Origin of the sequence: Streptomyces sp. NBC_00249, from assembly GCF_026342355.1 — a bacterium.
Taxonomy (GTDB): Bacteria; Actinomycetota; Actinomycetes; order Streptomycetales; family Streptomycetaceae; genus Streptomyces.
On sequence record NZ_JAPEMV010000002.1, the window covers coordinates 342643 to 367741 of the forward strand.

The following is a 25099-nucleotide window of genomic DNA, read 5'->3' on the forward strand; positions in this document are numbered from 1 at the left end:
TCAGCGCAGCAGTACGCCGCCCAGCGCGTCGGTGTCCAGCGGTCCGGCGACCAGCCCCAGTTCGGCCGGGGTCGCCAGCAGCGGGTGCGCGGGCAGGACCCGTACGGTGTAGCCGAAGGGCCCCGTCCGGTCGAGGGCGAGCGGGCCCTCGTACACCCAGCGGCCCTCCAGGTCGGGTCCGGCGGCGGGCTTGAGCGGGAAGCTCCGCCCGTCCCGGATCACGTCCTGCCCGTCGACCCGGCCGGCGACGGCCTGCACCTCCACGTCCTCGGGCGCGAGCGAGTCGAGCGCCACCCGTACCCGCAGCGTGAGGGTGGCCCCCAGTTCGGCGGTGCCGCCGACGGGCGCCGCGGCGACGGCCTCCACGTGCTCGACGGCCACCCGCGGCCAGGCCGCGCGGACCCGGCCCTTCCACCAGGCGAGGTCCCGGGCGGCGGCGGGGTCCAGGGCCCGGTGGGAGAGCGCGGCGGGGGTGTAGAGCCGCTCCACGTACTCCCGTACCATCCGGCCCGCGAGCACCTTCGGCCCCAGGGACACCAGGGTGCGGCGGACCATCTCGATCCACCGCACGGGCAGTCCGGCCCGCCCGGCCCGGTCGTAGAAGCGGGGCGCGACCCGGCCCTCGATCAGCTCGTAGAGGGCGTTCGCCTCCAGGTCGTCGCGCCGGTCCTCGTCGGTGCCGAGCCCGTCGGCGGTGGGGATGGCCCAGCCGAAGTCGGGCTCGAACCACTCGTCCCACCAGCCGTCCAGCACCGACAGGTTGAGGCAGCCGTTGAGGGCGGCCTTCATTCCGCTGGTCCCGCAGGCCTCCAGCGGGCGGAGCGGGTTGTTCAGCCAGACGTCGCAGCCGGGGTAGAGCTTCTGCGCCATGGCCATGCCGTAGTCGGGCAGGAAGACGATGCGGTGGCGCACGCGCGGGTCGTCGGAGAAGCGCACCAGTTCCTGGACGAGCCGCTTGCCGCCGTCGTCGGCCGGGTGCGCCTTGCCCGCGACGACGATCTGCACGGGCCGGTCGGGGTCCAGCAGCAGCCGGCGCAGCCGCTCGGGGTCGCGGAGCATCAGGGTGAGCCGCTTGTAGGAGGGGACCCGGCGGGCGAAGCCGATGGTCAGCACGTCCGGGTCGAGCACGGAGTCCACCCAGCCCAGTTCGGCGTCGGCGGCCCCGCGCTGCTTCCAGGAGGCGCGCAGCCGGTCCCGTACCTCCTGGACCAGCTGCTCGCGCAGGACCCGGCGTACGTCCCACACGTCCTGGTCGGCGATCTGCGCGACGGCGTCCCAGCGCGCGGACCCGCCGACGGCGAGGGCGTCCTCGGTGCGGCCCGCGCCGATCTGGCGGGCGCCGAGCCGGATGACCTCGGGGGCCACCCAGGTCGGGGCGTGCACGCCGTTGGTGACGGACGCGATGGGCACGTCGGCCGCATCGAAGCCCGGCCAGAGCCCGGCGAACATGCCCCGGCTGACGGCCCCGTGGAGGGTGGAGACGCCGTTGGCGCGCTGGGCGAGGCGCAGGCCCATCACCGCCATGTTGAACACCCCGGGATCGCCGCCGGGGTAGCTCTCGGCGCCGAGTTCCAGGATCCGTTCGACGGGCACGCCGGGCAGTTCGCCGCCCTCGCCGAAGTGCCGGGCGACGAGCGCGCGCTCGAAGCGGTCGATGCCGGCGGGTACGGGGGTGTGCGTGGTGAACACGGTGCCGGCGCGGACGGCTTCGACGGCGGCGTCGAAGCCCAGGCCCTGCTCCCCGTCCAGTTCCCTTATGCGTTCCAGGCCCAGGAACCCGGCGTGGCCCTCGTTGGTGTGGAAGACCTCGGGGGCGGGGTGTCCGGTGATCCGGCAGTACGCGCGGACGGCCCGGACCCCGCCGATGCCGAGGAGCATCTCCTGGAGGAGGCGGTGGTCGCTGCCGCCGCCGTAGAGGCGGTCGGTCACCTCGCGGGCGCCGGCGTCGTTGTCCTCGACGTCGGAGTCGAGGAGCAGCAGCGGCACCCGCCCGACGCGGGCCTGCCAGACCTGTGCGTGCAGGAAGCGTCCGCCGGGGAGGGTGAGGGCGACCTTGGCGGGGGCGCCGTCCTCCTGGCGGAGCATCGCGAGGGGCAGCTCGTGGGGGTCGAGGACGGGGTAGTGCTCCTGCTGCCAGCCGTCGCGGGACAGCGACTGGCGGAAGTAGCCGTGCCGGTAGAGCAGACCGACGCCGATGACGGGGACGCCGAGGTCGCTGGCGGCCTTGAGGTGGTCCCCGGCGAGGATCCCGAGCCCGCCCGAGTACTGGGGCAGGGCGGCGGTGATGCCGAACTCGGGGGAGAAGTAGGCGATGGCGGAGGGGAGCTCCGCGGCGTTCTCGTTGCTCTGGTACCACCTCCCGCCGTGGACGTAGTCGTCGAGGTCGGCGACGGCGACGGCGAGGCGCCGCAGGAAGCGCCGGTCGGCGGCGAGTTCGCCGAGCCGGGCGGCGGGCACGGCGCCGAGCAGCCGGACGGGGTCACCGCCGGCGGCCTGCCAGCCCTCGGGGTCGACGGATTGGAAGAGTTCGCGGGTTTCCGTATGCCACGACCAGCGCAGGTTGCGCGCGAGCTCGGCGAGCGGCATCAGGGGTTCCGGGAGGACGGGGCGCACGGTGAATCGACGGATAGCCTTCACGTGTTCCACCTTCGCAGGGGATGACGGACAGGAGCGGCCGCACCACGCTGTGCACCCGCGCATCGCCCCCGGAAGGCTAGCGCCGAACCCCCCGCCCGGCCATGGCGCCCTTCCCGGAGCCCGCGGGCCGGGGCAACGGGGCGTGTGCGGACAGGAACTGCAAAACGCCCGGCTCAACGGAGCAGCAGGTCGTCCAGGTAGGGGCGCAGCAGCGGGGGCAGGGCGGTGCGGTCCAGGGTGCGCAGCAGGGCGAGGGCCGGGGGTGCGAGGAAGGCGCCGAGCTGGAGGAGGGCGTTCAGCTCGGACTCCAGGGCGGCGGGGTCCGTCTCGGCGCGGGCGGCCCGGGCCAGGGCGGCGCAGAGCAGCCGGCCGGTCTCCGGGTCCCAGGAGCCGGGCCAGTCGCAGGCCTGGGCGGCGGCGAGGTCCCGCGTCCGGGGGTCGGGCGCGCGCAGCATGCGTACGTACTCCCGCGCGCGGGGGTCGGCGTCGAGACGGTCCCACTCCCCCAGGCCGCGCGCGCCGGGGCCGGACAGCAGGACCCGCGCGGTGCGGCCGGTGTCGACGCGGCTCACGGCCCGGCCCTGGAACTCGATGCGCTCCAGCACCACCCAGGCCCCGTCGGGGGTGCGCAGCCCCTGGCCGGTGCGGGGGGCGCCGCGCAGGCACCGCACCTCGGTCAGGGTCGCGGCGCCGCTGGGCCGGGCCGGGGCGGCGATCTGGAGGCGGCCGGCGCGGGCGAGGAGCCGGCCCAGGACGTCCGGGGGTTCGCGCAGCCGGCAGAGCCGTTCCAGGTCGGCGTCGGACAGGGCGGCTTCGACGGCCGGGAGCGCCTCCAGCTGCGCGGCGAGCGCGGCCGGGTCCTCCTCCGCGCAGGCGGCGCGGGTGAGCGCGGCGGCGAGTGCCGTCTCCGTGTCCGGATCCCAGACCACGGAACCCGCCTGCCGGGCGGCGGCCTCCCGGTCCCGGGGGTCGGGGCTCTCCAGCTGCTGCGTCAGACCCATGCCCCGCATTTTCCTCTTTTTGACGCGGTCCTCGCACCCCTCGGCCCTGGCGGGCCTCCAGGGCTTCGGCCCGCTGCGCGGGGCGGGGTCCCCTACCCGCCCTTCCACCGTTCCCTGGGGCTCCGCCCCAGACCCCGCGCCTCAAACGCCGGCGAGGCTGGATCAATCCAGGCGGGGCCGGATCTATGAGCCCCGCCGGCGTTTGAGGCGCGGGGGTCCGGGGGCTGGCCCCCGGCAACGGACCCGCACGCTAACGGCTGCCAGCGGCCGGCGTCACGGCACGGGCGCGTCCGTCGACAGCCGGGCGTGCAGGTGTTCGTCGTGGAAGCCGTCCGCATGGAGGAGCGCACCGCGCATGGTGCCCTCCAGGGGGAAGCCGGCCTTCACCGCGACGGCGCAGGAGGCCGGGTTCGCCACCGAGTGGCAGATCCGCAGCCGGTGCAGGCCCGCGGTGGCGAAGGCCCAGCCGGAGACGGCCGTCACGGCCTGTTCCATCGCGCCGCGGCCCCGGCCTTCGGGCAGCAGCCAGTAGAGGAACTCGGCGCTGCCGCCGCGCAGATCGATGTCGCCGAGCCCGATCAGGCCCACGGCCGCGCCGTCCGGGTCCGCCAGCGCCCAGACCGCCGCCTCCCCGGTCTGCCACCGCGTGCCCCAGCGTCCGATCCGGGCCACCGCCGACTCCCGGGTCTCGGGCTCGGGCCGGTTCCAGTGCCGGATGTCCGGGTCCTCGTACGCGGTGACGAGCACCTCCGCGTCCGCCTCCCGCCAGGGCCGCAGCACCATCGCGCAGGGCAGCGGGAGCACCGGCTGCGGGGCTCCTGGGGCGGGTGGGGCAGGGGGTATTTCGCTGTACATGGGTCAGTCCTCGCCGACTTGACGGAGCCTCGGCGGATGTCGATCCGGGCCTTGGCGATCCGCGTGCCACTACGTACGAGTAGTTAACCAACAGCACGGATTGGGCGGGGTGAGAGTGGGAAGGGCTCTGCGGGTACGCGCGGTACACGCACGGCGCACCCGCCCCCAACCTTTCCCCGCCACCCGAGTGAACGCGGACAGGAGCGGCCATGCCCGCAGGCCAGCCGTCTTCCGAGCGGCTAGAAACAGAGCGAACAGAGCGTGCACTACCAGCCGCCATCCCGGCTGGCTTGTTGTCACCGAGCCCTGCGAACTGCCCCCAGGTGATCCCATCATGATCGGTCGCATTCCCGTGCTGGACGTCCGCCCCGCCGTCGACTGCGGCGCCAGACCCGCCAAGGCGGTGGTGGACGAGGTGTTCGAGATCTCCGCCACCGTGTTCCGTGAGGGCCACGACGCCGTGGCCGCCCATGTCGTCCTGCGGGACCCCAGCGGGCGGCTGCGCCCGCCCGTCCCGCTCCGCGAGCTCGCCCCCGGCACCGACCGGTGGGGGGCCCGGGTGTCCGCCGAGACCGAGGGGAGGTGGACGTACACCGTCGAGGCGTGGAGCGATCCCGTCGCCACCTGGCGGGCCCACGCCGCCGTCAAGATCCCGGCGGACCTCGACACCGGCCTCACCCTCCTCGAAGGCGCCGAGCTCTACGAGCGCGCCGCCGCCAAGGTCCCCAAGCGCGACGGCCGCGAGGCCGTACTGGCCGCCGCCGACGCGATGCGCGACGAGGACCGGCCGGTCGCGCAGCGGTACGCGGCCGCGCTCGCCCCCGCCGTGGACGCGGCGCTCGCGCGGCGCCCGTACCGGGAGCTGGTCACCGCCGCCAAGCCACTGCCGCTCCTCGTCGAGCGCAAGCGGGCCCTCTTCGGTTCCTGGTACGAGATGTTCCCCCGGTCCGAGGGAGCGGTGCTGGAGTCCGGCTCGGCTCCCGTCAGCGGTACCTTCCGCACCGCCGCGCAGCGGCTGCCGGCCATCGCCGCCATGGGCTTCGACGTCGTGTACCTGCCACCCATCCACCCCATCGGCTCCACCTTCCGCAAGGGCCCCAACAACACGCTTTCGGCCGGAAGTTGGGACCCGGGAGTGCCGTGGGCCATCGGCTCGACGGAGGGCGGCCACGACGCCGTCCACCCCGAGCTGGGCACCATGGAGGACTTCGACGCCTTCGTCGCGCGCGCCCGCGAGCTGCGCATGGAGATCGCGCTGGACTTCGCCCTCCAGTGCTCCCCGGACCACCCCTGGGTGGAGAAGCACCCGGAGTGGTTCCGCCACCGCGCCGACGGCACGATCGCGTACGCGGAGAATCCGCCGAAGAAGTACCAGGACATCTTCCCGGTCCACTTCGACGCCGACATGGCGGGCATCGTCGAGGAGACCTGCCGGGTCCTGCGGCACTGGATGGACCACGGGGTCCGGATCTTCCGCGTCGACAATCCGCACACCAAGCCGGTCGTCTTCTGGCAGAAGGTGATCGCGGACATCAACAAGTCCGACCCCGACGTGATCTTCCTGGCCGAGGCCTTCACCCGCCCCGCCATGATGCGCGCGCTCGCCGCGATCGGTTTCCAGCAGTCGTACACCTACTTCACCTGGCGCAACACCAAGGCGGAGCTGACGGAGTACCTCACCGAGCTGTCCGGCGACCGCTCGGCCTCCGTCATGCGGCCGAACTTCTTCGTGAACACGCCCGACATCCTCCACGAGTACCTCCAGCACGGCGGGCGTCCCGCCTTCGAGGTCCGGGCGGTCCTCGCCGCCACCCTCTCCCCCACCTGGGGGGTCTACGCCGGCTACGAGCTCTGCGAGAACGAGCCGGTCCGCGAGGGCAGCGAGGAGTACCTGAACTCCGAGAAGTACGAGCTGCGGCCGCGCGACTGGGCGGCCGCCGAGCGCGAGGGCCGCTCCATCGCCCCGCTGATCACCTCCCTGAACCGGCTGCGCCGGCGCAACCCGGCCCTCCAGCAGCTGCGCGACATCCACTTCCACCCGACCGACAACGAGCAGGTGATCGCCTATTCGAAGCACGCGGGAGCCAATTCCGTACTGGTGGTCGTCAACCTCGATCCGCACCACACCCAGGAGGCGACGGTCTCGTTGGACATGCCGGTACTCGGCCTCGACTGGCACGGGTCCCTCGCGGTGCGCGACGAGCTCACCGGCGAGACCTATCACTGGGGCAGAGCGAACTACGTGCGCCTGGAACCGGGCCGTACGCCCGCGCACGTACTGGCCGCTCTGCGACCGTCCCCGCCCACCGGAGGGTCACCCACCACATGATGATCAACGATCCCGTCCACGACACGTTCGAGGACACCCCCGCCAAGGACCGCGATCCCGACTGGTTCAAGCGGGCGGTCTTCTACGAGGTGCTCGTCCGCTCCTTCCACGACAGCAACGGCGACGGCGTGGGAGACCTCAAGGGGCTCACCGCCAAGCTGGACTACCTCCAGTGGCTCGGCGTCGACTGCCTGTGGCTGCCGCCGTTCTTCGCCTCACCCCTGCGCGACGGGGGCTACGACGTCTCCGACTACACCTCGGTGCTCCCCGAGTTCGGCGACCTCGCCGACTTCGTGGAGTTCGTGGACTCCGCGCACACCCGCGGCATGCGGGTGATCATCGACTTCGTCATGAACCACACCAGCGACCAGCACGAGTGGTTCCAGCAGTCCCGCAAGGACCCCGACGGGCCGTACGGCGACTACTACATGTGGGCAGACAACGACAAGCAGTACCAGGACGCCCGCATCATCTTCGTCGACACCGAGACCTCGAACTGGACGTACGACCCCGTACGCAAGCAGTACTACTGGCACCGGTTCTTCTCGCACCAGCCGGACCTGAACTACGAGAACCCGGCCGTGGTCGAGGAGATCGTCTCCGCACTGCGCTTCTGGCTGGACCTCGGCATCGACGGCTTCCGCCTCGACGCCGTGCCCTACCTGTACGCCGAGGAGGGCACCAACTGCGAGAACCTCCCGCGCACCCACCAGCTCCTCAAGCGGGTCCGCGCCGAGATCGACGCGCACTACCCGGACACCGTGCTGCTCGCCGAGGCCAACCAGTGGCCGGAGGACGTCGTCGACTACTTCGGGGACTACGCGAAGGGCGGGGACGAATGCCACATGGCCTTCCACTTCCCCGTCATGCCGCGCATCTTCATGGCGGTGCGAAGAGAGTCCCGCTACCCCGTCTCCGAAATCCTGGCCAAGACCCCGGCGATCCCGGACCGCTGCCAGTGGGGCATCTTCCTGCGCAACCACGACGAGCTGACCCTCGAGATGGTCACGGACGAAGAGCGCGACTACATGTACGCCGAGTACGCCAAGGACCCGCGGATGCGGGCCAACATCGGCATCCGGCGCCGGCTCGCCTCGCTCCTGGACAACGACCGCAACCAGATGGAGCTGTTCACGGCCCTGCTGCTGTCGCTGCCCGGCTCGCCAGTGCTCTACTACGGCGACGAGATCGGCATGGGCGACAACATCTGGCTCGGTGACCGCGACGGCGTGCGCACCCCGATGCAGTGGACCCCGGACCGCAACGCCGGTTTCTCCTCCTGCGATCCGGGCAGGCTGAACCTGCCGGTCATCATGGACCCGGTCTACGGGTACCAGGTCACCAATGTCGAGGCGGCCATGGCGTCGCCCTCCTCACTGCTGCACTGGACCCGCAGGCTGATCGAGATCCGCAAGGCGAACCCCGCCTTCGGACTCGGCTCCTACACCGAACTGCCCTCCTCCAACCCGGCGGTGCTCGCGTTCCTGCGCGAGTTCGGGGACGACCTGGTGCTGTGCGTGCACAACTTCTCCCGCTTCGCGCAGCCCACCGAGCTGGATCTGAGGTCGTTCAACGGGCGGGTCCCGGTGGAGCTCACGGGCGACGTGCGCTTCCCCCCGATCGGCGAGTGGCCGTACCTGCTGACCCTGGCGGGCCACGGCTTCTACTGGTTCCGCCTGCGGAGCGACCAGCGCACCGACTGACGGGGCGAGTACGGGGCGGGCACCACACGAATGGGTCAACGGCCCGCCCCTGTACGGATCATCCTGACCCGACACTCGCACATACCGGAGAAGCAACTGCCGCACATCCGGGACACTCTGCGCATTCTGTGACGGCCCGGGGAAAGGACGCGACGCCATGTCGGAGGCTGCATCCGCCCGGAGCCGGCTGACGGCCGACCGGGCCGCCGGGCTCGGCCCCCTGGAGCCGATGCTGCGGGCCTGGCTGCCCGCGCAGCGCTGGTTCGCGGGCAAGGGCCGCGCCATCAGCAGGCTGAGAACCGTTTCGGCGGCCGAGCTGCTGCCGCCCGGTTCCACCCCCGGGCTGCTGCACCTGCTGCTCGACGTGGACGGGGACTGCTACCAACTGCTGCTGGGCATCCGCCCCTCCCCCCTGCCGCCCGCCCTCGCGCCCGCCCTGATCGGGCACGCCGAGGCCGGCCCCTTCGCGGGCCGGGCGGTGTACGAGGCGCTGGGCGATCCCCGGCTCGCCGCGATCCTGCTGGAACGCCTGCGCTCCCCCGGCACCCTGGGACCGCTCCGCTTCGACCGGGACCCGCAGGCCGCGGTCCCGGCCGGGCTGACTCCCCGGCCGCTGTCCGGGGAACAGACCAACTCCTCGCTGATCTACGGGGATTCGTACATCCTGAAGGTGTTCCGCCGGGTCGGCCCGGGGGTCAACCCGGACCTGGAGCTGCCCCGGGCCCTGGCCGCCGCCGGATGCGCGCGGGTACCCGCCCCGGTCGCCTGGTACGAGGCGGAGCTCGCCGGAGGAGAACCGTTGACCCTGGGCGTCCTCCAGCCCTACCTGCGCGGCTCCGACGACGGCTGGCAGCTGGCCCTGCGCCGCCTCGGGGCGGGCGCCGACTTCACCGCCGAGGCGCACGCGCTGGGCCGGGCCACCGCCGAGGTGCACAGCGCCCTCGCCGACGCCCTGCCCACCCTGGCGCTGGGCCCCGAGCAGACGGCCCGGCTCGCCGCCGGGATGACCGCCCGCCTCGCCGCCACCGCCCGCGAGGTGCCCGCGCTCCAGCCGTACGAGGCCGGCCTGCGCGGCGCCTTCGACGCCCTCGCCGCCTCCCGGGGCGCCGGGGTCCCCGCCCAGCGCATCCACGGCGACCTGCACCTGGGGCAGACCCTGCGCACCGCCGACGGCAGCTGGGCGCTGATCGACTTCGAGGGCGAACCCGCCCGGCCGCTCGCCGACCGGCGCCGGCCCGAACCGGCGGTGCGGGACATCGCCGGGATACTGCGCTCCTTCGACTACGCGGCCCGCTCGCACCGGCCGTTCGCCCCCGCCTGGGCGGACGCCTGCCGGTCGGCGTTCTGCGAGGGCTACGCCCGCACCACCGGCCGCGACCCGCGCGAGGACCCGGTGCTGCTGCGCGCATACGAGACCGACAAGGCCGTGTACGAGGCCCGCTACGAGTCCCGGCACCGCCCCGACTGGCTGCACGTCCCGATGGCGGCGATCCGCCGCCTGTCGGAGCCGCAGCGCCCCGCCCACCGCATGCCCCCGCCGACCCCCGGCAGCACCCCCCACCCGAAGCCCCCGAGGAGGCCGCTCGCGTGAGCGCCGCACGACAGCCGTCACCGACCGTCCGCGACAAGGCCGCACCCGAGCCCGCGAAGCCCCGTACCCCCCGGGCCCGGCGCGGCACCCCGCCGCCCCACGGGGTGCGGCCGGCGCCGGCGCTGGGCGCGGAGGAACGGGCCCGGCTGCTGGAGGGCCGCCACCACGATCCGCACGGGGTGCTGGGCGCCCGTACACAGCGCGGCGGGGTGGCCTTCCGGGTGCTGCGCCCGTACGCGAAGGCCGTCACGATCGTCGCGAAGGGGCTGCGGGCCGAGCTGCTCGACGAGGGGGACGGGCTGTTCTCCGGGCTGCTGCCGCTGACCGGGGTGCCGGACTACCGGCTGCTGGTGGCGTACGAGAGCGACGAGGTGGAGGTCCACGACCCGTACCGGTTCCTGCCGGCCGTCGGTGAGCTGGACCTGCACCTGATCGGCGAGGGCCGGCACGAGGAGCTGTGGACGGCGCTCGGCTCGGAGCCGATGGAGCACCAGGGGGTGGCGGGCACCCGCTTCACGGTGTGGGCGCCGAACGCCCAGGGGGTGCGGGTCACCGGGGACTTCTCGTACTGGGACTCGGTGGCGTACCCGATGCGCTCGCTGGGCTCGACCGGGGTGTGGGAGCTGTTCCTGCCCGGGGTGGGCGAAGGCACGCTGTACAAGTACGACATCACCCGCCCCGACGGCAGCCACACCCTGCGCGCCGACCCGATGGCCCGGTACGCGGAGGTCCCGCCGGCGACCGCCTCGGTGGTGACCCGGGCCCGGTACGTGTGGCAGGACGCGGAGTGGATGGCCACGCGCGGAGCCCGCGCCCCGCACCAGGCCCCGATGTCGGTGTACGAGGTGCACCTGGCGTCCTGGCGGCCGGGGCTCAGCTACCGGCAGCTCGCGGAGCAGCTGCCGGCGTACGTGAAGGAGCTGGGCTTCACGCACGTGGAGCTGATGCCGGTCGCCGAGCACCCCTTCGGCGGCTCGTGGGGCTACCAGGTCACCGGCTTCTACGCGCCGACCTCTCGGATGGGCCCGCCGGACGACTTCCGGCTGCTGGTGGACGCGCTGCACCGGGCGGGCATCGGGGTGATCGTCGACTGGGTGCCCGCGCACTTCCCGCGCGACGCGTGGGCGCTCGCGGAGTTCGACGGGCGGCCGCTGTACGAGCACCAGGACCCGCGCCGGGCCGCGCACCCGGACTGGGGGACGCTGGAGTTCGACTACGGGCGCAAGGAGGTCCGCAACTTCCTCGTCGCCAACGCCGTGTACTGGTGCCAGGAGTTCCATGTGGACGGGCTGCGCGTGGACGCGGTGGCCTCGATGCTGTACCTGGACTATTCGCGGAGCGAGGGCGACTGGTCGCCGAACGCGCACGGCGGCCGGGAGGACCTGGACGCGGTGGCGCTGCTCCAGGAGATGAACGCCACCGTCTACCGGCGCTGCCCGGGCGTGGTGACGATCGCGGAGGAGTCCACGGCCTGGGAGGGGGTGACCCGGCCGACGGACGCGGGCGGTCTGGGCTTCGGCCTGAAGTGGAACATGGGCTGGATGCACGACACCCTGCGCTACGTGTCGAAGGAGCCGGTGCACCGCAAGTACCACCACCACGACATGACCTTCGGGATGGTGTACGCCTTCAGCGAGAACTACGTGCTGCCGATCTCGCACGACGAGGTGGTGCACGGCAAGCGCTCGCTGGTGTCGAAGATGCCCGGCGACTGGTGGCAGCAGCGGGCCACGCACCGCGCGTACCTGGGCTTCATGTGGGCGCATCCGGGCAAGCAACTGCTGTTCATGGGGCAGGAGTTCGCGCAGGGCTCGGAGTGGTCGGAGAGCTACGGGCCGGACTGGTGGCTGCTGGACTCCTCCTACCCGGCGGCCGGTGACCACCGGGGCGTGCGCGACCTCGTGCGCGACCTGAACCACGCGTACGCGGCGGCCCCGGCGCTGTGGGAGCGCGACAGCGTGCCGGAGGGCTTCGCGTGGGTGGAGGCGGACGCCGCCGAGGACAACGTCTTCGCGTTCCTGCGGTACGCGCAGGACGGTTCGCAGCTGCTGTGCGTGTCGAACTTCTCGCCGGTGGTGCGGCACGGCTACCGGATCGGGGTGCCGGAGGAGGTGCCGTCGTGGCGAGAGGTCCTCAACACGGACCTGGAGGCGTACGGCGGGAGCGGCGTCCACCACGCCCGGCCGCTGCTGCCCGAGCCGGTGCCGGCGCAGGGGCGGGCGGCGAGCCTGCGGATGACGCTCCCGCCGATGGCTACGGTCTGGCTCAGGCCCTAGCCGGCCGCCGCTCCGCGGGCTGCTCCAGGTGCTCCTCCAGCTCCTGGAGCAGCTTGCGCTTGGCGCGGGCGCCGCGCAGCTGGAGGACGGGTTCGCCGTCCTTGTAGAGGAACAGGGTGGGGGCGGCCAGGACCGCGTGGCGGGCGGCGGTGGCGGGGTTGCGGTCGACGTCGATCTGGACGACCTTGAGCCGGCCGGCCTCCTCGGCGGCGACGGCGGAGAGCACGGGGGCCAGCTGGCGGCAGGGGCCGCACCAGTCGGCGGTGAACTCCACCAGGACGGGCCGGCCGCGTTCCTGGAGCACCTGGGCGGTGAAGTCCTCGTCGGTCACCTCGGTCACGCCGTGTGCGCGCAGCATGTCGTTCCCCTCTCGTGTGCGGTGTGTGGTGTGCGGTGTGTGGTGCGGTGCGTGCGGGCAGGTGGGCCGGTCAGCCGGTCATCTCGCAGCGCGGCGCGGCCGGCTCCTCGGCGGCCCGCTCGGCGGCCGTCAGCTGCCGGGCGACCTGCTCGCGTACGTCGGCGAGCTGACCGATGAGGCCGTCCAGCTCGGCGAGCTTGCGGCGGTACACCGCGAGCGAGGCCGGGCAGGAGTCCCCGGCCGGGTGCCCGGCGCGCAGGCAGTCGACGAACGGCCGGGTCTCCTCCAGCTCGAAGCCGAAGTCCTGGAGGGTGCGGATCTGGCGCAGCAGGCGCAGGTCGTCCTCGTCGTAGGTCCGGTAGCCGTTGTCGGTGCGCCGCGCGGTGAGCAGCCCGCGGGATTCGTAGTACCGCAGCGTCCGGGTGCTGGTCCCGGCCCGCTCGGCCAGTTCGCCGATTCGCATGGTCCGACCGTATTCCTTGACGTCGGCGTCAAGGCAAGGGGAACGGGAACGGGGGCGGGGGCGACGGGGGGGGTCGGGGGCCCTCGCCACCCCCGTATGCGAGGGCCCCGGTATGGATCACGTACGGGAGGAACGGCGGGTTCAGGGTGTGTGACGGGGATCACTGGACGAGTGTGCCCGGACCCCTGAAATGGAGTGGCTGAATCCGTACGCTGTAAATGGATCTTCGAACAATCCGATTACCGGACAGTCATCGGAAAACCAGCCCAAATCGCCGAGCGCGATAGGACTTTCCTACGAGTTATGGGCTTGTTTGAATGGTCTGTAGTCGCCACGGCTTGGACACTTCTACCGTGTGCCCTGTGCACTCCAGCCCACCTTTCAATGCCCCCGCCGCGCGCCGTCTGCGCGCGGCCCTGGGCATGGCCCCCGGTCATGTCGCCTACGGCCTCCGGGCCCAGTACGGACTGCTCGTCGCGCCCGAGACCGTCATGGCCTGGGAGCGGGGCGAACTGTCGCCCACCTCGGCCGAGCTGACGGCCCTCGCCGGCGTGCTCTGGTGCTCCCCCGGCGAGCTGTACGCCGAACCGGTCACCCTGCGCGAACACCGGCTGTCCCGGGGCTTGGACCCCGAGGACCTGGCCCGCCGGATCGGGCTGGAGGCGAACTCGTACCAGAAGATGGAGGACACCGGGCGCTGGAAGGGCAACGAACGCCAGTCCGCCGCCCTCGCCTCGGTGCTCGGTCTGACCCTGGCCCAGTTCGTGACGGCGACCGGCAAACAGGACGAGCTCGCCGAGATGCTGCGCAGCGCGGTCACCACGCGCTGGCAGGCGTACGCGAAGCCGCTCGCCAAGCTGCTGCCGGTGCCCAAGGCCCACCTGGAACGGGTCCTGGAGGTGCTCCACAACGAGTACCAGTCGCTGATGGTGGCGACCCTGAGCTGGGGCGGCGGCGGGGGCACGGCCGGGACCGGGGACGCGGGCCGGGAGTTCCTGGCGGACATCGTGAACCGGTTCTGGTCGGTGGCCGGCGGTGCGCGATAGGACGCGTCCGGACCGGGCGGGACACCGCGAACGGCCCCGGGCGCTCCCTCGCGGGGGAGCGCCCGGGGCCGTTCGGCGTGGGATCCGTGACGCAGGTCCCGGCCGCGCGGCCCGTACGGGCCTGCCGGGGCGGGCCGGTCAGAAGACCGACTCGGCCTCGTACATCCGGTTCTCCGGGACGGTCTTGAGCTCGGTGACGGCGGAGGCCAGCGGGGCCATCACGATGTCGGTGCCGCGCAGGGCGGTCATGTTGCCGAACTCGCCGCGGTGCACGGCCTCGACGGCGTGCCAGCCGAAGCGGGTCGCGAGGACGCGGTCGTAGGCGGTGGGGGTGCCGCCGCGCTGGACGTGGCCGAGGATGACCGGGCGGGCCTCCTTGCCCAGGCGGTGCTCCAGCTCGACGGCCAGGCGGTTGCCGATGCCGGCGAAGCGCTCGTGACCGTACTGGTCGATGGCGCCCTTCTCGTACGGCATGGAGCCCTCGGCGGGGTGCGCGCCCTCGGCGACGCAGACGACGGCGAACTTCTTACCGCGGGCGAATCGTTCCTCCACCATCTTGACCAGGGCGTCCACCTCGAAGGGCCGCTCGGGCAGGCAGATGCCGTGGGCGCCGCCGGCCATCCCGGACTCCAGGGCGATCCAGCCGGCGTGACGGCCCATGACCTCGACGACCATCACGCGCTGGTGCGACTCGGCGGTGGTCTTGAGGCGGTCGATGGCCTCGGTGGCGACCATGACGGCGGTGTCGAAGCCGAAGGTGCGGTCGGTGGAGGAGATGTCGTTGTCGATGGTCTTCGGTACGCCGACGACCGGCATCCCCGCGTCGGACAGCATCCGGGCGGCCGTCAGGGTACCCTCTCCGCCGATCGGGATCAGCGCGTCGATCTCGTAGCGCCGGGCCAACTCGGCCGCGTTCTCGGCGGCTTCGTGCAGCCGGGCGCGCTCCATGCGCGCTGAACCCAGAATCGTGCCGCCGCGGGCCAGAATGCCGCTGACGGCATTGATGTCGAGGGGGCGGTAGTGGCCGTCGAGGAGGCCCTTGAAGCCGTCCTCGAAACCGATGACCTCGTCACCGTGCCCGACCACGGCCCGGTGTACGACCGAACGGATGACAGCGTTCAGGCCCGGGCAGTCGCCGCCTGCGGTGAGAACTCCGATACGCATCGTGCTGTGTCTCCTGCTCCTGGTCGGACCTGGCCGTTCGCGTGCGGGCGGACGGCCGCCCCCGTACATATGAAGGACGTATGAAGGACGTATTGATGAAGCCTGTCCGATTGTTCCACGGGCCGAGCGGGGAGCGCTCGGCATGCGACCCGGGCCGCAGGGCCTTTCGGCCCCCTCGGGCAGGCCTTTTCCCGGCGGGCGTCCTATCCACCCGCGGAGGTATTGTCAAGAGGTCAAGCCCACCCTAACCGGGACAACCGAGTCCTAGATCCACCACCACACACACCACACTTTCAATGGGACGGAGAGCACGCGTGACGCGCAGCGTGTACGTGACCGGTATCGAGCGGGGGGACGGCCGGCAGGTCGTCGAGCTGGGGATCATGGAACTCCTCACCCGCCAGACGGGCCGGGTCGGCGTCTACCGGCCGCTGCTGCACGACGGGCCGGACCGGCTCTTCGACCTGCTCAAGGCGCGCTACCGGATCGACCAGGACGCGGCGACCGCCTACGGCATGGAGTACCACGAGGCCTCCGCCATCCTGGCGGAGAAGGGCACCGACGAGCTGGTCTCCCAGCTGGTCGACCGCTACCACCGGGTGGCCCGGGACTACGAGGTCATGCTGGTCCTCGGCACCGACTACGCCGACACCAACCTGCCCGACGAGCTGGCGCTGAACGCCCGTCTCGCCAACGAGCTGGGGGCGGTCGTCGTTCCCGTCGTCGGCGGCACCAAGCACCCCGCCGAGGCCGTGCGCGCCGAGGCCCGCAACGCCTACCGGGCGTACGAGAGCCTCGGCTGCCACGTGGTGGCGATGATGGTCAACCGGGTGGCCGCCGAGGACCGCGACGTCATAGCCGAGCGGCTCTCCGCCCGCCTCCCCGTGCCCTGCTACGTCCTGCCGGACGACAAGTCCCTCTCCGCCCCGACCGTCGCCCAGATCACCCGGGCCCTCGGCGGCGAGGTGCTGCTCGGCGACGACGCCGGGCTGGCCCGGGACGCGCTGGACTTCGTCTTCGGCGGGGCCATGCTGCCGAACTTCCTGAACGCCCTGACCCCCGGCTGCCTGGTCGTCACCCCCGGGGACCGCTCCGACCTGGTCGTCGGCGCGCTGGCCGCGCACACCTCCGGCACCCCGCCGATCGCCGGGGTGCTGCTGACCCTGAACGAGCGCCCGAGCCAGGACGTCCTGACGCTGGCCTCGAAGCTGGCGCCCGGCACCCCGGTGGTCTCGGTGGCCGGCAACAGCTTCCCGACGGCCGCCGAACTCTTCTCCCTGCAGAGCCGGTTGAACTCCGCGACCCCGCGCAAGCTGGAGACCGCGCTCGGCCTCTTCGAGCGGCACGTGGACACCACCGAGCTGCGCGGCCTGCTGTCCGTGGCCCGTTCCGAGCGGGTCACCCCGATGATGTTCGAGCACGAACTCCTGGAGCGGGCCCGCTCCGAGCGGCGCCGGGTGGTGCTGCCCGAGGGCACCGAGGAGCGCGTGCTGCGCGCGGCGGACGTGGTGCTGCGCCGCGGGGTCTGCGACCTGACCCTGCTGGGCGAGGAGCAGGCCATCCTGAAGAAGGCCGCCGACCTGGGCATCGACATCTCCGGCGCGCAGCTGATCGACCCGGCGACCTCGCCGCTGCGGGAACGTTTCGCCGAGTACTACGCCAAGGCCCGCGCCCACAAGGGCATGACCGTCGAGCTGGCCGCCGACGTGGTCACCGACGTCAACTACTTCGGCACGCTGATGGTCCAGGAGGGCCTGGCCGACGGCATGGTGTCCGGCTCGGTGCACTCCACCGCCGCGACCATCCGCCCCGCCTTCGAGATCATCAAGACCAAGCCGGAGGCCTCGATCGTCTCCTCGGTCTTCTTCATGTGCCTGGCCGACAAGGTCCTCGTCTACGGCGACTGCGCGGTCAACCCGGACCCGAACGCCGAGCAGCTCGCCGACATCGCCGTCCAGTCGGCCGCGACGGCCGCCGCGTTCGGCGTCGAGCCGCGGATCGCGATGCTCTCGTACTCGACCGGCAGCTCCGGCTCCGGCGCGGACGTGGACAAGGTCCGCAAGGCCACCGAGATCGTCCGCGCGCAGCGCCCCGACCTGGCCGTGGAGGGCCCGATCCAGTACGACGCCGCCGTGGAGCCCTCCGTCGCCGCGACGAAGCTGCCCGGCTCGGACGTGGCCGGCCGGGCGAGCGTGCTGATCTTCCCGGACCTCAACACCGGCAACAACACCTACAAGGCCGTGCAGCGTTCGGCGGGCGCCGTCGCGGTCGGCCCGGTGCTCCAGGGCCTGCGCAAGCCGGTCAACGACCTCTCGCGCGGCGCGCTGGTCCAGGACATCGTCACCACCGTGGCGATCACCGCCATCCAGGCGCAGTCCCAGGGCGCACCGGCCCCCACCGCCTGACCGACCCCCACCGTCCGCGAGAAGGAAAGACCCCCACCGTGACCGCAACGCGCATCCTCGTCCTCAACTCCGGCTCCTCGTCGGTCAAGTACCAGCTCCTCGACATGGCGGACCGGTCCCGTCTCGCGTCCGGCCTGGTGGAGCGGATCGGCGAGGACACCTCCCGGCTCGTGCACGAACCGTTCACCGGCCCGGCGGCCGGCGGCGGCAAGCGGGAGCGGCTCGGCCCGATCGCCGACCACGAGGCCGCGCTGACGGCGGTCGCGGCGGAGCTGGCCGCCGACGGCATGGGCCTGGACTCTCCCGAGCTGGCCGCCGTCGGCCACCGCGTGGTGCACGGCGGTACCCGGTTCACCGAGCCGACCGTGATCGACGACGAGGTGCTGGCGGAGATCCGCAGCCTGATCCCGCTGGCCCCGCTGCACAACCCGGCGAACGTGACCGGCATCGAGGTGGCGCGCTCGCTCCGCCCGGACGTCCCGCAGGTGGCCGTCTTCGACACCGCCTTCCACTCGACGATGCCGGAGCACGTGGCCCGGTACGCGATCGACACCGCGACGGCCGACAAGTACGCCGTCCGGCGCTACGGCTTCCACGGCACCTCCCACGCCTACGTCTCGCGGGCGACGGCCGCGCTGCTGGGCCGGCCGGTGGAGGACGTGAACGTGATCGTGCTGCACCTGGGCAACGGCGCCTCGGCCTCGGCCGTGCACGGCGGGGTGTGCGTGGAGACCTCGATGGGGCTGACCCCGCTGGAGGGGCTGGTCATGGGCACCCGTTCGGGCGACCTGGACCCGGCGGTCGTCTTCCACCTGGCCCGGGTGGGGGGTCTGTCGATCGACGAGATCGACTCGCTGCTCAACAAGAAGAGCGGTCTGCTGGGTCTGTGCGGCGACAACGACATGCGCGAGGTGCAGCGGCGGGCGGACGAGGGCGACGCCTCGGCCCGCCTCGCCCTGGCCGCGTACGTCCACCGGCTGAAGAAGTACATCGGCGCGTACACGGCCGTGCTCGGGAAGGTGGACGCGGTGGCCTTCACGGCGGGCGTCGGCGAGAACGCGGCCGCCGTGCGGGAGGCGACGGTGGCCGGCCTGGAGGAGCTGGGCCTGGTGCTGGACCTGGAGGCCAACGCGGTGCGCTCCGCCGAGCCCCGGCTGGTGTCCGCGGACTACGCCCGGGTGGCCGTGGCCGTGGTCCCGACCGACGAGGAGCTGGAGATCGCCACCCAGGCGTACGCGCTGGTTACCCAGTAGTCACTTGGACTTTCCACCAGACGGAATATTCCGCTACGAAACAAACGGATAGGATCCGCTCCATGCGCCGTTCCAAAATCGTCTGCACGCTGGGCCCCGCCGTCGACTCGTATGAGCAGCTGAAAGCGCTCATCGAGGCAGGTATGAACGTGGCCCGATTCAACTTCAGCCACGGATCCCAGGCAGAACACCAGGAGCGGTACGACCGCGTCCGGAAGGTCTCCGAGGACACCGGGCGCGCGGTCGGCGTCCTCGCCGACCTCCAGGGCCCCAAGATCCGCCTGGAGACCTTCGCCGAGGGTCCCGTCGAGCTGGTGCGCGGTGACGAGTTCACCATCACCACCGAGGACGTCCCCGGTGACAAGTCCATCTGCGGCACCACCTACAAGGGCCTCCCGGGCGATGTCGCCAAGGGTGACCAGATCCTGATCAACGACGGCAACGTCGAGCTCCGCGTGACGGAGGTCGAGGGCCCCCGGGTCAAGACCATCGTCATCGAGGGCGGTGTCATCTCGGACCACAAGGGCATCAACCTTCCGGGTGCCGCCGTGAACGTCCCCGCCCTGTCGGAGAAGGACGTCGACGACCTCCGTTTCGCCCTGCGGATGGGCTGCGACATGGTCGCCCTGTCCTTCGTCCGTGACGCCAACGACGTCAAGGACGTCCACAAGGTCATGGACGAGGAGGGCCGCCGGGTCCCCGTCATCGCCAAGGTCGAGAAGCCGCAGGCCGTCGAGAACATGGCCGCCGTGGTCGCCGCCTTCGACGCGGTCATGGTGGCCCGTGGCGACCTGGCCGTCGAGTACCCGCTCGAGAAGGTCCCGATGGTCCAGAAGCGGCTCATCGAGATGTGCCGCCGCAACGCCAAGCCGGTGATCGTCGCGACCCAGATGATGGAGTCGATGATCACCAACTCGCGCCCGACGCGCGCCGAGGCGTCCGACGTCGCCAACGCGATCCTCGACGGGGCCGACGCGGTCATGCTGTCCGCCGAGTCCTCGGTGGGTGCCTACCCGATCGAGACCGTCAAGACGATGTCGAAGATCGTCACGGCGGCCGAGGAGGAGCTCCTCTCCAAGGGCCTGCAGCCGCTGGTCCCGGGCAAGAAGCCCCGTACCCAGGGCGGCTCCGTCGCCCGCGCGGCCTGCGAGATCGCGGACTTCCTCGACGGCAAGGCCCTGGTCGCCTTCACCCAGTCCGGCGACACGGCCCGCCGCCTGTCCCGCTACCGCGCCACGCAGCCGATCCTGGCCTTCACCACCGACGTCAACACCCGCAACCAGCTCACCCTGAGCTGGGGCGTCGAGTCGGCCATCGTCCCCCACGTGGACAACACGGACGCCATGGTCGACCTGGTCGACGCGGAGCTGCTCAAGCTGGGCCGCTACAACGAGGGCGACACCATGATCATCACGGCCGGCTCGCCCCCCGGCGTCCCGGGCACGACCAACATGGTCCGCGTCCACCACGTGGGCGGCGGAGCCCGCGACTGACCCTGCGTGACCCCTGCCTGACCCCTGCCTGACCCCTGCCTGACCCCTGCCCGACTCTGCCGCACAGAGACCGAGGGCGGCATCCCGGATCCCGGGATGCCGCCCTCGGTGTTTTCCGGACCGCACCCCCGACCGGACCCCTGTGAACTTCCTGTGCGATAGCTACCTTCCAGTAGACATGGCTGAAAACGTGCTACCGGCGGTAAGCCGGACCATGAAACTGTCAGTTCACGCCTCGGGGGAAGGCCGAAACTGATCACACGCGCCTGACCAGCGCCCTTACGTCCGCATGCCTTCCTTCGGGCTGTCCGCTTCGCTCCGAAGAACAGGCACAGCACGTGAAGAGATCCACCCTTTTGCGGGGCAGAAGCCCTGCGGTCCGCGCTGCCGTACGGCGCGGCCTGGCCGGAACCGCCCTGGCCACCAGCGCCGCCCTGCTGGCCGGCCTCATCAGCGCCGCCCCGGCCTCGGCCGTGGAGATACCGCCGGACGACGAGCCGGCGTACCGGCCCATCAGCCTGGGCGCACAAGCCCGGCTGGACCGCTGCTCGGGCGGCTTCGCCCTGCACGTCGGCGGGCCCGAGCTGAAGAAGTCGGCGGCCAAGGCCCTGACCGGCACGCCTGCGGAGCTGGCCACGGCCACCGACCCGGTCATGGGCATGGACCCGCTGCGCCAGGCCATGTTCAAGGACCGCGACGCCTACGAGGGCTCCTTCCTGGAGTCCAGCGACCGTCGGGACCGCTGGGAGGCGTCCAACAAGGTCTACTGGGAGACCGGCAACCGCGGCGGGGTCGCACGGTACGCGCCCCAGTTCGACAAGGACATCGTCGCCTTCACCTACGACCAGCGGAACCTGTACTACCGGCTCGGTGAGGACGGGCACGCGCCCGCCACCAAGGCCGCGGCGGACAAGGCGAGGGAACTGGCCGCCCAGCTCAAGGGGCAGGACCCGAACCTGGACTTCGTCACCGGTTCCGTCGTCGACGACGCGGACAAGACCGAGCTCAACTACGGCGCCGCGACGGCCAGCGACGTCGCCCGCTACCTGCGGCTCGGCGGCTTCATGAAGCAGACGCCGGCCGAGGGCTCGGTCGAGTTCCGCCTTGAGGTCGAGGCGATGAAGGCCGCCTGGGGCGCCTGCGACAGCCGCAACCCGATCGACTACTACCGGGTCATGTCGCCGATCGTCGTCACCGCGCACCTGGAGTGGGAGCAGGAGTACGCCGGCCAGACGACCCCGCGCAACGAGATCGTCAACGCCGAGGTGACCGCCGCCGGGGAGACCCGCAAGGCCGCCGCGGCCATGACCGAGGCGCTCGGGCAGGCTTGGCTCGCCGACCAGATCCTGACCTGGCAGAAGTACTGGGCCGGCCAGCCCGCGAACGCGTCCAACCGGCCCGCGGCCGCCGTGTTCACCCAGGCCGGCAAGGACCTCACCACCGCCCGCACCAAGGCCGCCGACCAGGTGAAGATCGCGGCGACGGCTTCGACCGCCGCCAAGACGGCCGCCGACAAGGCCAACACCGCCCAGAACACGGCGTGGGCCGTCGCGGACGCGACCAAGACCCCGCGCGGGCGCGGCCTGCTCTTCGCCCAGCAGTCCGTCCAGGTCGCCAAGGCCTCGGCGGCGGCCGCGGAGGCCGCCTCGAAGGCGACTCTGACCGCGTCGAACGCCGCCAAGGCGACCGTCGCGGACAGCAAGACCCTGTACGCGCTGGCAGAGACCCAGTCGCACGCCCTGAACACCGAGTTCCGTCGCATAGCCGCCCAGGAAGCCGCCGCCCAGGCCAAGGCCGCGGCGGACTCCGCCGCGGCCCAGGCAAAGGAAGCGGCCGACAACGCCACCAAGGCGAAGGCGGCGCAGGCAAAGGCCGAGACCGCCCAGGCCACGGCCAAGACCGCGGCGGAGAACGCCAAGGCACAGCGCGTCAAGGCGGAGCAGGAACGCGACGTCGCCAAGTCCGAGCACGCGAAGGCGACGGCAGCGCGGAACAAGGCCCAGGCGGCCGAGGGCCGGGCCACCACCGAACGCGACGCGGCCGCCAAGGCCCGTACCGCGGCCGAGAGCGCCGGTGACACCGCGGCGGGCAAGCGGGACGTGGCCGAGGCCGCGGAGATCAAGGCCGCCATGGCCCGCGACGACGCGGCGGAGGCCGAGCGCACGATGCGGGCGACGGACGCCCGCGCCGCCGCCCTGGAGTCCGCGGCGGCCGCCGCCGAGGGCACGGCCGCCGCCGGTGACAGCCGCAAGGCCGCCACGGAGGCCCGTACGGCCGCCAACGACGCGAAGGGCGCGGCGGGCAGGGCCCGCACCGCCGCCAACGAGGCGGGCACCGCGGCGGTCGACGCCCGCGCCGCCGCCACCCGCGCCGAGGGCGCCGCCTCCCGCTCACAGGCCGCGTACGAGAACGCGACGTCTCAGTGGTGGACCAGCTACGCGGCCGCTCAGACCGCGCACGCCGCGGCCGCCGAGGCCATCGACGCCTCGGACGCCGCCTCCGCAAACGCCGTCAAGGCGGAGCAGGAGGCCAAGAAGGCCCAGGCGGCCTCGGTCCAGGCGAAGAAGGAGGCCGTCGCCGCCAAGGCCGAGGCCGAGAAGACCTCGGCATGGTCCGCGATCACCGCCGGACACGCGTTCGCGACCGCGCAAGCGGCCGTGGCGGCCCGAGACTCGGCCGCGGAAGCGGTGAAGCCGGCCAACACCGCCATCGCGGCGGGCACCCCGTACCGGGAGTCGGACTCGGCGGCGGCCTTCGCCGTCCTGATCGGGCAGACGGCCAAGTCCCTCGCCGACCAGCAGGCGGCCGCAGCCACCGCGAAGTCCAACGAGGCCACGAAGGCGGCCGCCGACGCCAAGGCGCTCGCCGACAAGGCCAACGGCGACGCCAAGCTCGCCGCGCAGGCAGCGGCGGCCGCCGCCGCGGACACGGCCGCGGCCCTGAAGTCGGTGGCCGCGGCGCGCGCCTCCGCCACCACGGCGGCGAATGCCGCAGCGGCCGCGAAGACGGCGGAGACCAAGACGACCGAGTACAACTCCCAGGCCGGCGCGGAGGTCGTCCTGGCCGGAAACGCGTCGAGGGATGCCGCGAGCGAGGCGGCGGCCGCGAACAGCGAGGCCACCGAGGCGGAGAAGAGCGCCGCCAACGCCCGCACCGCGGCGAACGCCGCGACCAAGGACGCCGACGCCGCGAGCAGCACGGCCACCAAGGCCGAGTCCGACGCGACGGCCGCCGAAGGCGCCGCCGCCAACGCCCAGCAGTCCGCGAAGGACGCGGACGCGTCGGCGGACCGGGCCGAAGAGGCCTACCGCAAGTGGGAGGAGGAGCTCCGCGCCCAGCAGCTCGCCGCCGGCACGTCCAACGGCGGTCCCGGATACGGCGGGGCCGATCTGAACCTGAGCGAGGAGGACGCGCTGCGCAAGGCCTGTGGACAGGCCTGCGTGGACGAGTACCGCGCTGCCCTGGCCGCGGCCAACAAGGACGTGATCGACTGGGTGATCGAGAACGGCGGCAAGATCCTCCTCGACGTCCTGGGCGTCACCGACGCCAGGAAGTGCTTCTCCACGCTGGACGTGGAGAGCTGCCTGTGGACGGCACTGAACGTCGTCCTCATCGGGGCCGCGGTACTGAAGATCCCGCAGGTCGCGGTGGCCGTGACCAAGATCGCGATGGGTCTGGGCAAGTTCTTCGCCACGTCGGCGGCCGCCGCCCAGACGCTGGCGCGGCTGAGGCCGATCGCCATTGTCAGCGCACACGTGGAAATCGGTGCCATCCGCACCCTCACCGCTGCCGGCACCCACCCCACACTCATCAAGCGGGCGGTCGAAGCCGCCGGCTGGAAGTGGACGATCAGCACGGGTCACGCTTTCCACCGGGCGCACAGGGCCAAGAAGGGCGAGACGGCCTACGCCGCGCTGGACACGACGCACCTGAATCCCGACGACATCGAGAAGGCCCTCATCCTCAAGACCGTGGAGTTCCTGGGCATGGGTGGAAAGATCGCCGGTCCGGGTCCGACGGAGCTGGTCGTCACCATCGACGGCATCCAGATCACGGGCCACATCTTCAAGTTCGGCGAGGACGCCATGTCCATCTCGACGTATTTCCGGAGCGCGTAGTGAGTGAACCGAGAATCACTGTGACAGAACTGCTGAAACTGGGACACGGTGTCGTCCCCGAGGACAACGTGGACGCGACACCGGAGCAGTTCGGCCTCGCCGAGTTCGAGTACGTGGAAACGATCATCTACGCCGGCCCGGACGAGATCCTCTCGATGCTGCGCACGCTGAAGGCCGAGAACTTCATCGGGCTGCCCCCGTGGGCCCGGAACCTGGCCTACCGGATCGCCTGCCTGCAACGGCCGGACGACGCGGAGCTGCTGCGCGAGGCCGCGTACGACCTCCTCGCCTTCGGCCCCGACTGGGACGACATCGCCGAGGACCTCCAGGCCAAGGCCGACCTCCTGGACCCGCCGGGCGGGGCCGGGGCCGCCTCGTAGCCCTGGAGCACCACCGGCTGTGGCCCG

At 72.2% G+C, this 25099-nt stretch carries 16 protein-coding genes; 10 read left to right on the top strand and 6 right to left on the bottom strand.

What is annotated here, in order from left to right:
* The 3 genes from glgP to OOK31_RS10345 all read right to left on the bottom strand — a co-directional run bounded on the left by glgP (window position 1) and on the right by OOK31_RS10345 (window position 4493).
* Complete coding sequence (glgP, locus tag OOK31_RS10335; protein WP_267012133.1) at window positions 1-2637, bottom strand: alpha-glucan family phosphorylase; 2637 nt, start codon at window positions 2635-2637, stop codon at window positions 1-3.
* A 173-nt stretch (window positions 2638-2810) separates the two neighbouring features.
* A complete protein-coding gene (locus OOK31_RS10340) occupies window positions 2811-3638 on the bottom strand; it encodes a hypothetical protein (RefSeq protein WP_267012134.1) in 828 nt (275 codons plus the stop codon).
* A gap of 273 nt (window positions 3639-3911) precedes the next feature.
* Complete coding sequence (locus OOK31_RS10345; RefSeq protein WP_267012135.1) at window positions 3912-4493, bottom strand: GNAT family N-acetyltransferase; 582 nt, start codon at window positions 4491-4493, stop codon at window positions 3912-3914.
* A 334-nt stretch (window positions 4494-4827) separates the two neighbouring features.
* Here OOK31_RS10345 and OOK31_RS10350 point away from each other — a divergent pair, with 334 nt between their 5' ends.
* The 4 genes from OOK31_RS10350 to glgB all read left to right on the top strand — a co-directional run bounded on the left by OOK31_RS10350 (window position 4828) and on the right by glgB (window position 12392).
* Window positions 4828-6822 carry an alpha-1,4-glucan--maltose-1-phosphate maltosyltransferase gene (locus OOK31_RS10350; protein ID WP_267012136.1) on the top strand — a complete coding sequence of 665 codons (1995 nt, stop codon included), beginning with the start codon at window positions 4828-4830 and terminating at the stop codon, window positions 6820-6822.
* The gene (gene treS / locus OOK31_RS10355) at window positions 6819-8525 is read left to right on the top strand and encodes a maltose alpha-D-glucosyltransferase (protein WP_267012137.1); all 1707 of its coding nucleotides are present in this window, start codon (window positions 6819-6821) and stop codon (window positions 8523-8525) included. Before OOK31_RS10350 ends, treS begins: the two co-directional genes overlap by 4 nt.
* Before the next feature lie 157 nt (window positions 8526-8682).
* The gene (locus OOK31_RS10360; protein ID WP_267012138.1) at window positions 8683-10116 is read left to right on the top strand and encodes a phosphotransferase; all 1434 of its coding nucleotides are present in this window, start codon (window positions 8683-8685) and stop codon (window positions 10114-10116) included.
* Entirely contained in the window at window positions 10113-12392 is a 2280-nt protein-coding gene (gene glgB, locus OOK31_RS10365; protein ID WP_267012139.1) for a 1,4-alpha-glucan branching enzyme, read from the top strand. Before OOK31_RS10360 ends, glgB begins: the two co-directional genes overlap by 4 nt.
* On the opposite strand, the gene OOK31_RS10370 is transcribed toward glgB, so the two are convergent.
* Both OOK31_RS10370 and OOK31_RS10375 read right to left on the bottom strand, forming a co-directional pair.
* Window positions 12382-12750, bottom strand: a complete 369-nt coding sequence (locus OOK31_RS10370; protein ID WP_323188201.1) for a thioredoxin domain-containing protein — start codon at window positions 12748-12750, stop codon at window positions 12382-12384. The two genes, glgB and OOK31_RS10370, sit on opposite strands and share 11 nt — an antisense overlap.
* 70 nt (window positions 12751-12820) lie before the next feature.
* On the bottom strand, window positions 12821-13213 hold the full coding sequence (locus OOK31_RS10375) for a MerR family transcriptional regulator (RefSeq protein ID WP_267012140.1): 393 nt from the start codon (window positions 13211-13213) through the stop codon (window positions 12821-12823).
* A gap of 317 nt (window positions 13214-13530) precedes the next feature.
* On the opposite strand from OOK31_RS10375, the gene OOK31_RS10380 reads away from it, so the two are divergent.
* Entirely contained in the window at window positions 13531-14259 is a 729-nt protein-coding gene (locus OOK31_RS10380) for a helix-turn-helix domain-containing protein (protein WP_267012141.1), read from the top strand.
* 138 nt (window positions 14260-14397) lie between these two features.
* Here the strand turns inward: OOK31_RS10380 and OOK31_RS10385 are convergent, their stop codons facing one another.
* Window positions 14398-15423: an ATP-dependent 6-phosphofructokinase gene (locus OOK31_RS10385; RefSeq protein WP_267012142.1), complete on the bottom strand. Its 1026-nt coding sequence runs from the start codon at window positions 15421-15423 to the stop codon at window positions 14398-14400.
* Between the two features lie 314 nt (window positions 15424-15737).
* Here OOK31_RS10385 and pta point away from each other — a divergent pair, with 314 nt between their 5' ends.
* From pta to OOK31_RS10410, 5 genes are all read left to right on the top strand, one after another.
* Window positions 15738-17828 carry a phosphate acetyltransferase gene (gene pta / locus OOK31_RS10390; protein ID WP_267012143.1) on the top strand — a complete coding sequence of 697 codons (2091 nt, stop codon included), beginning with the start codon at window positions 15738-15740 and terminating at the stop codon, window positions 17826-17828.
* 38 nt (window positions 17829-17866) lie between these two features.
* Window positions 17867-19081 (top strand): acetate kinase, encoded by a 1215-nt coding sequence (locus tag OOK31_RS10395; protein WP_267012144.1) that lies wholly within the window; start codon window positions 17867-17869, stop codon window positions 19079-19081.
* Window positions 19082-19143: 62 nt separating this feature from the next.
* Complete coding sequence (gene pyk, locus OOK31_RS10400) at window positions 19144-20574, top strand: pyruvate kinase (RefSeq protein WP_267012145.1); 1431 nt, start codon at window positions 19144-19146, stop codon at window positions 20572-20574.
* Window positions 20575-20912: 338 nt separating this feature from the next.
* On the top strand, window positions 20913-24692 hold the full coding sequence (locus OOK31_RS10405) for a hypothetical protein (protein ID WP_267012146.1): 3780 nt from the start codon (window positions 20913-20915) through the stop codon (window positions 24690-24692).
* 20 nt (window positions 24693-24712) lie between these two features.
* Window positions 24713-25072: a hypothetical protein gene (locus OOK31_RS10410; protein ID WP_267012147.1), complete on the top strand. Its 360-nt coding sequence runs from the start codon at window positions 24713-24715 to the stop codon at window positions 25070-25072.
* Window positions 25073-25099 lie beyond the last annotated feature (27 nt).

What these genes read in the sequence shown, in the direction of transcription:
- OOK31_RS10340 (WP_267012134.1), bottom strand. Translation starts at nt 3,638, where the DNA reads ATGGGTCTGACGCAGCAGCTGGAGAGCCCCGACCCCCGGGACCGGGAG.
- OOK31_RS10345 (WP_267012135.1), bottom strand. Translation starts at nt 4,493, where the DNA reads ATGTACAGCGAAATACCCCCTGCCCCACCCGCCCCAGGAGCCCCGCAG.
- OOK31_RS10350 (WP_267012136.1), top strand. Translation starts at nt 4,828, where the DNA reads ATGATCGGTCGCATTCCCGTGCTGGACGTCCGCCCCGCCGTCGACTGC.
- treS (WP_267012137.1), top strand. Translation starts at nt 6,819, where the DNA reads ATGATGATCAACGATCCCGTCCACGACACGTTCGAGGACACCCCCGCC.
- OOK31_RS10360 (WP_267012138.1), top strand. Translation starts at nt 8,683, where the DNA reads ATGTCGGAGGCTGCATCCGCCCGGAGCCGGCTGACGGCCGACCGGGCC.
- OOK31_RS10370 (WP_323188201.1), bottom strand. Translation starts at nt 12,750, where the DNA reads ATGCTGCGCGCACACGGCGTGACCGAGGTGACCGACGAGGACTTCACC.
- OOK31_RS10375 (WP_267012140.1), bottom strand. Translation starts at nt 13,213, where the DNA reads ATGCGAATCGGCGAACTGGCCGAGCGGGCCGGGACCAGCACCCGGACG.
- OOK31_RS10380 (WP_267012141.1), top strand. Translation starts at nt 13,531, where the DNA reads ATGGTCTGTAGTCGCCACGGCTTGGACACTTCTACCGTGTGCCCTGTG.
- OOK31_RS10385 (WP_267012142.1), bottom strand. Translation starts at nt 15,423, where the DNA reads ATGCGTATCGGAGTTCTCACCGCAGGCGGCGACTGCCCGGGCCTGAAC.
- pyk (WP_267012145.1), top strand. Translation starts at nt 19,144, where the DNA reads ATGCGCCGTTCCAAAATCGTCTGCACGCTGGGCCCCGCCGTCGACTCG.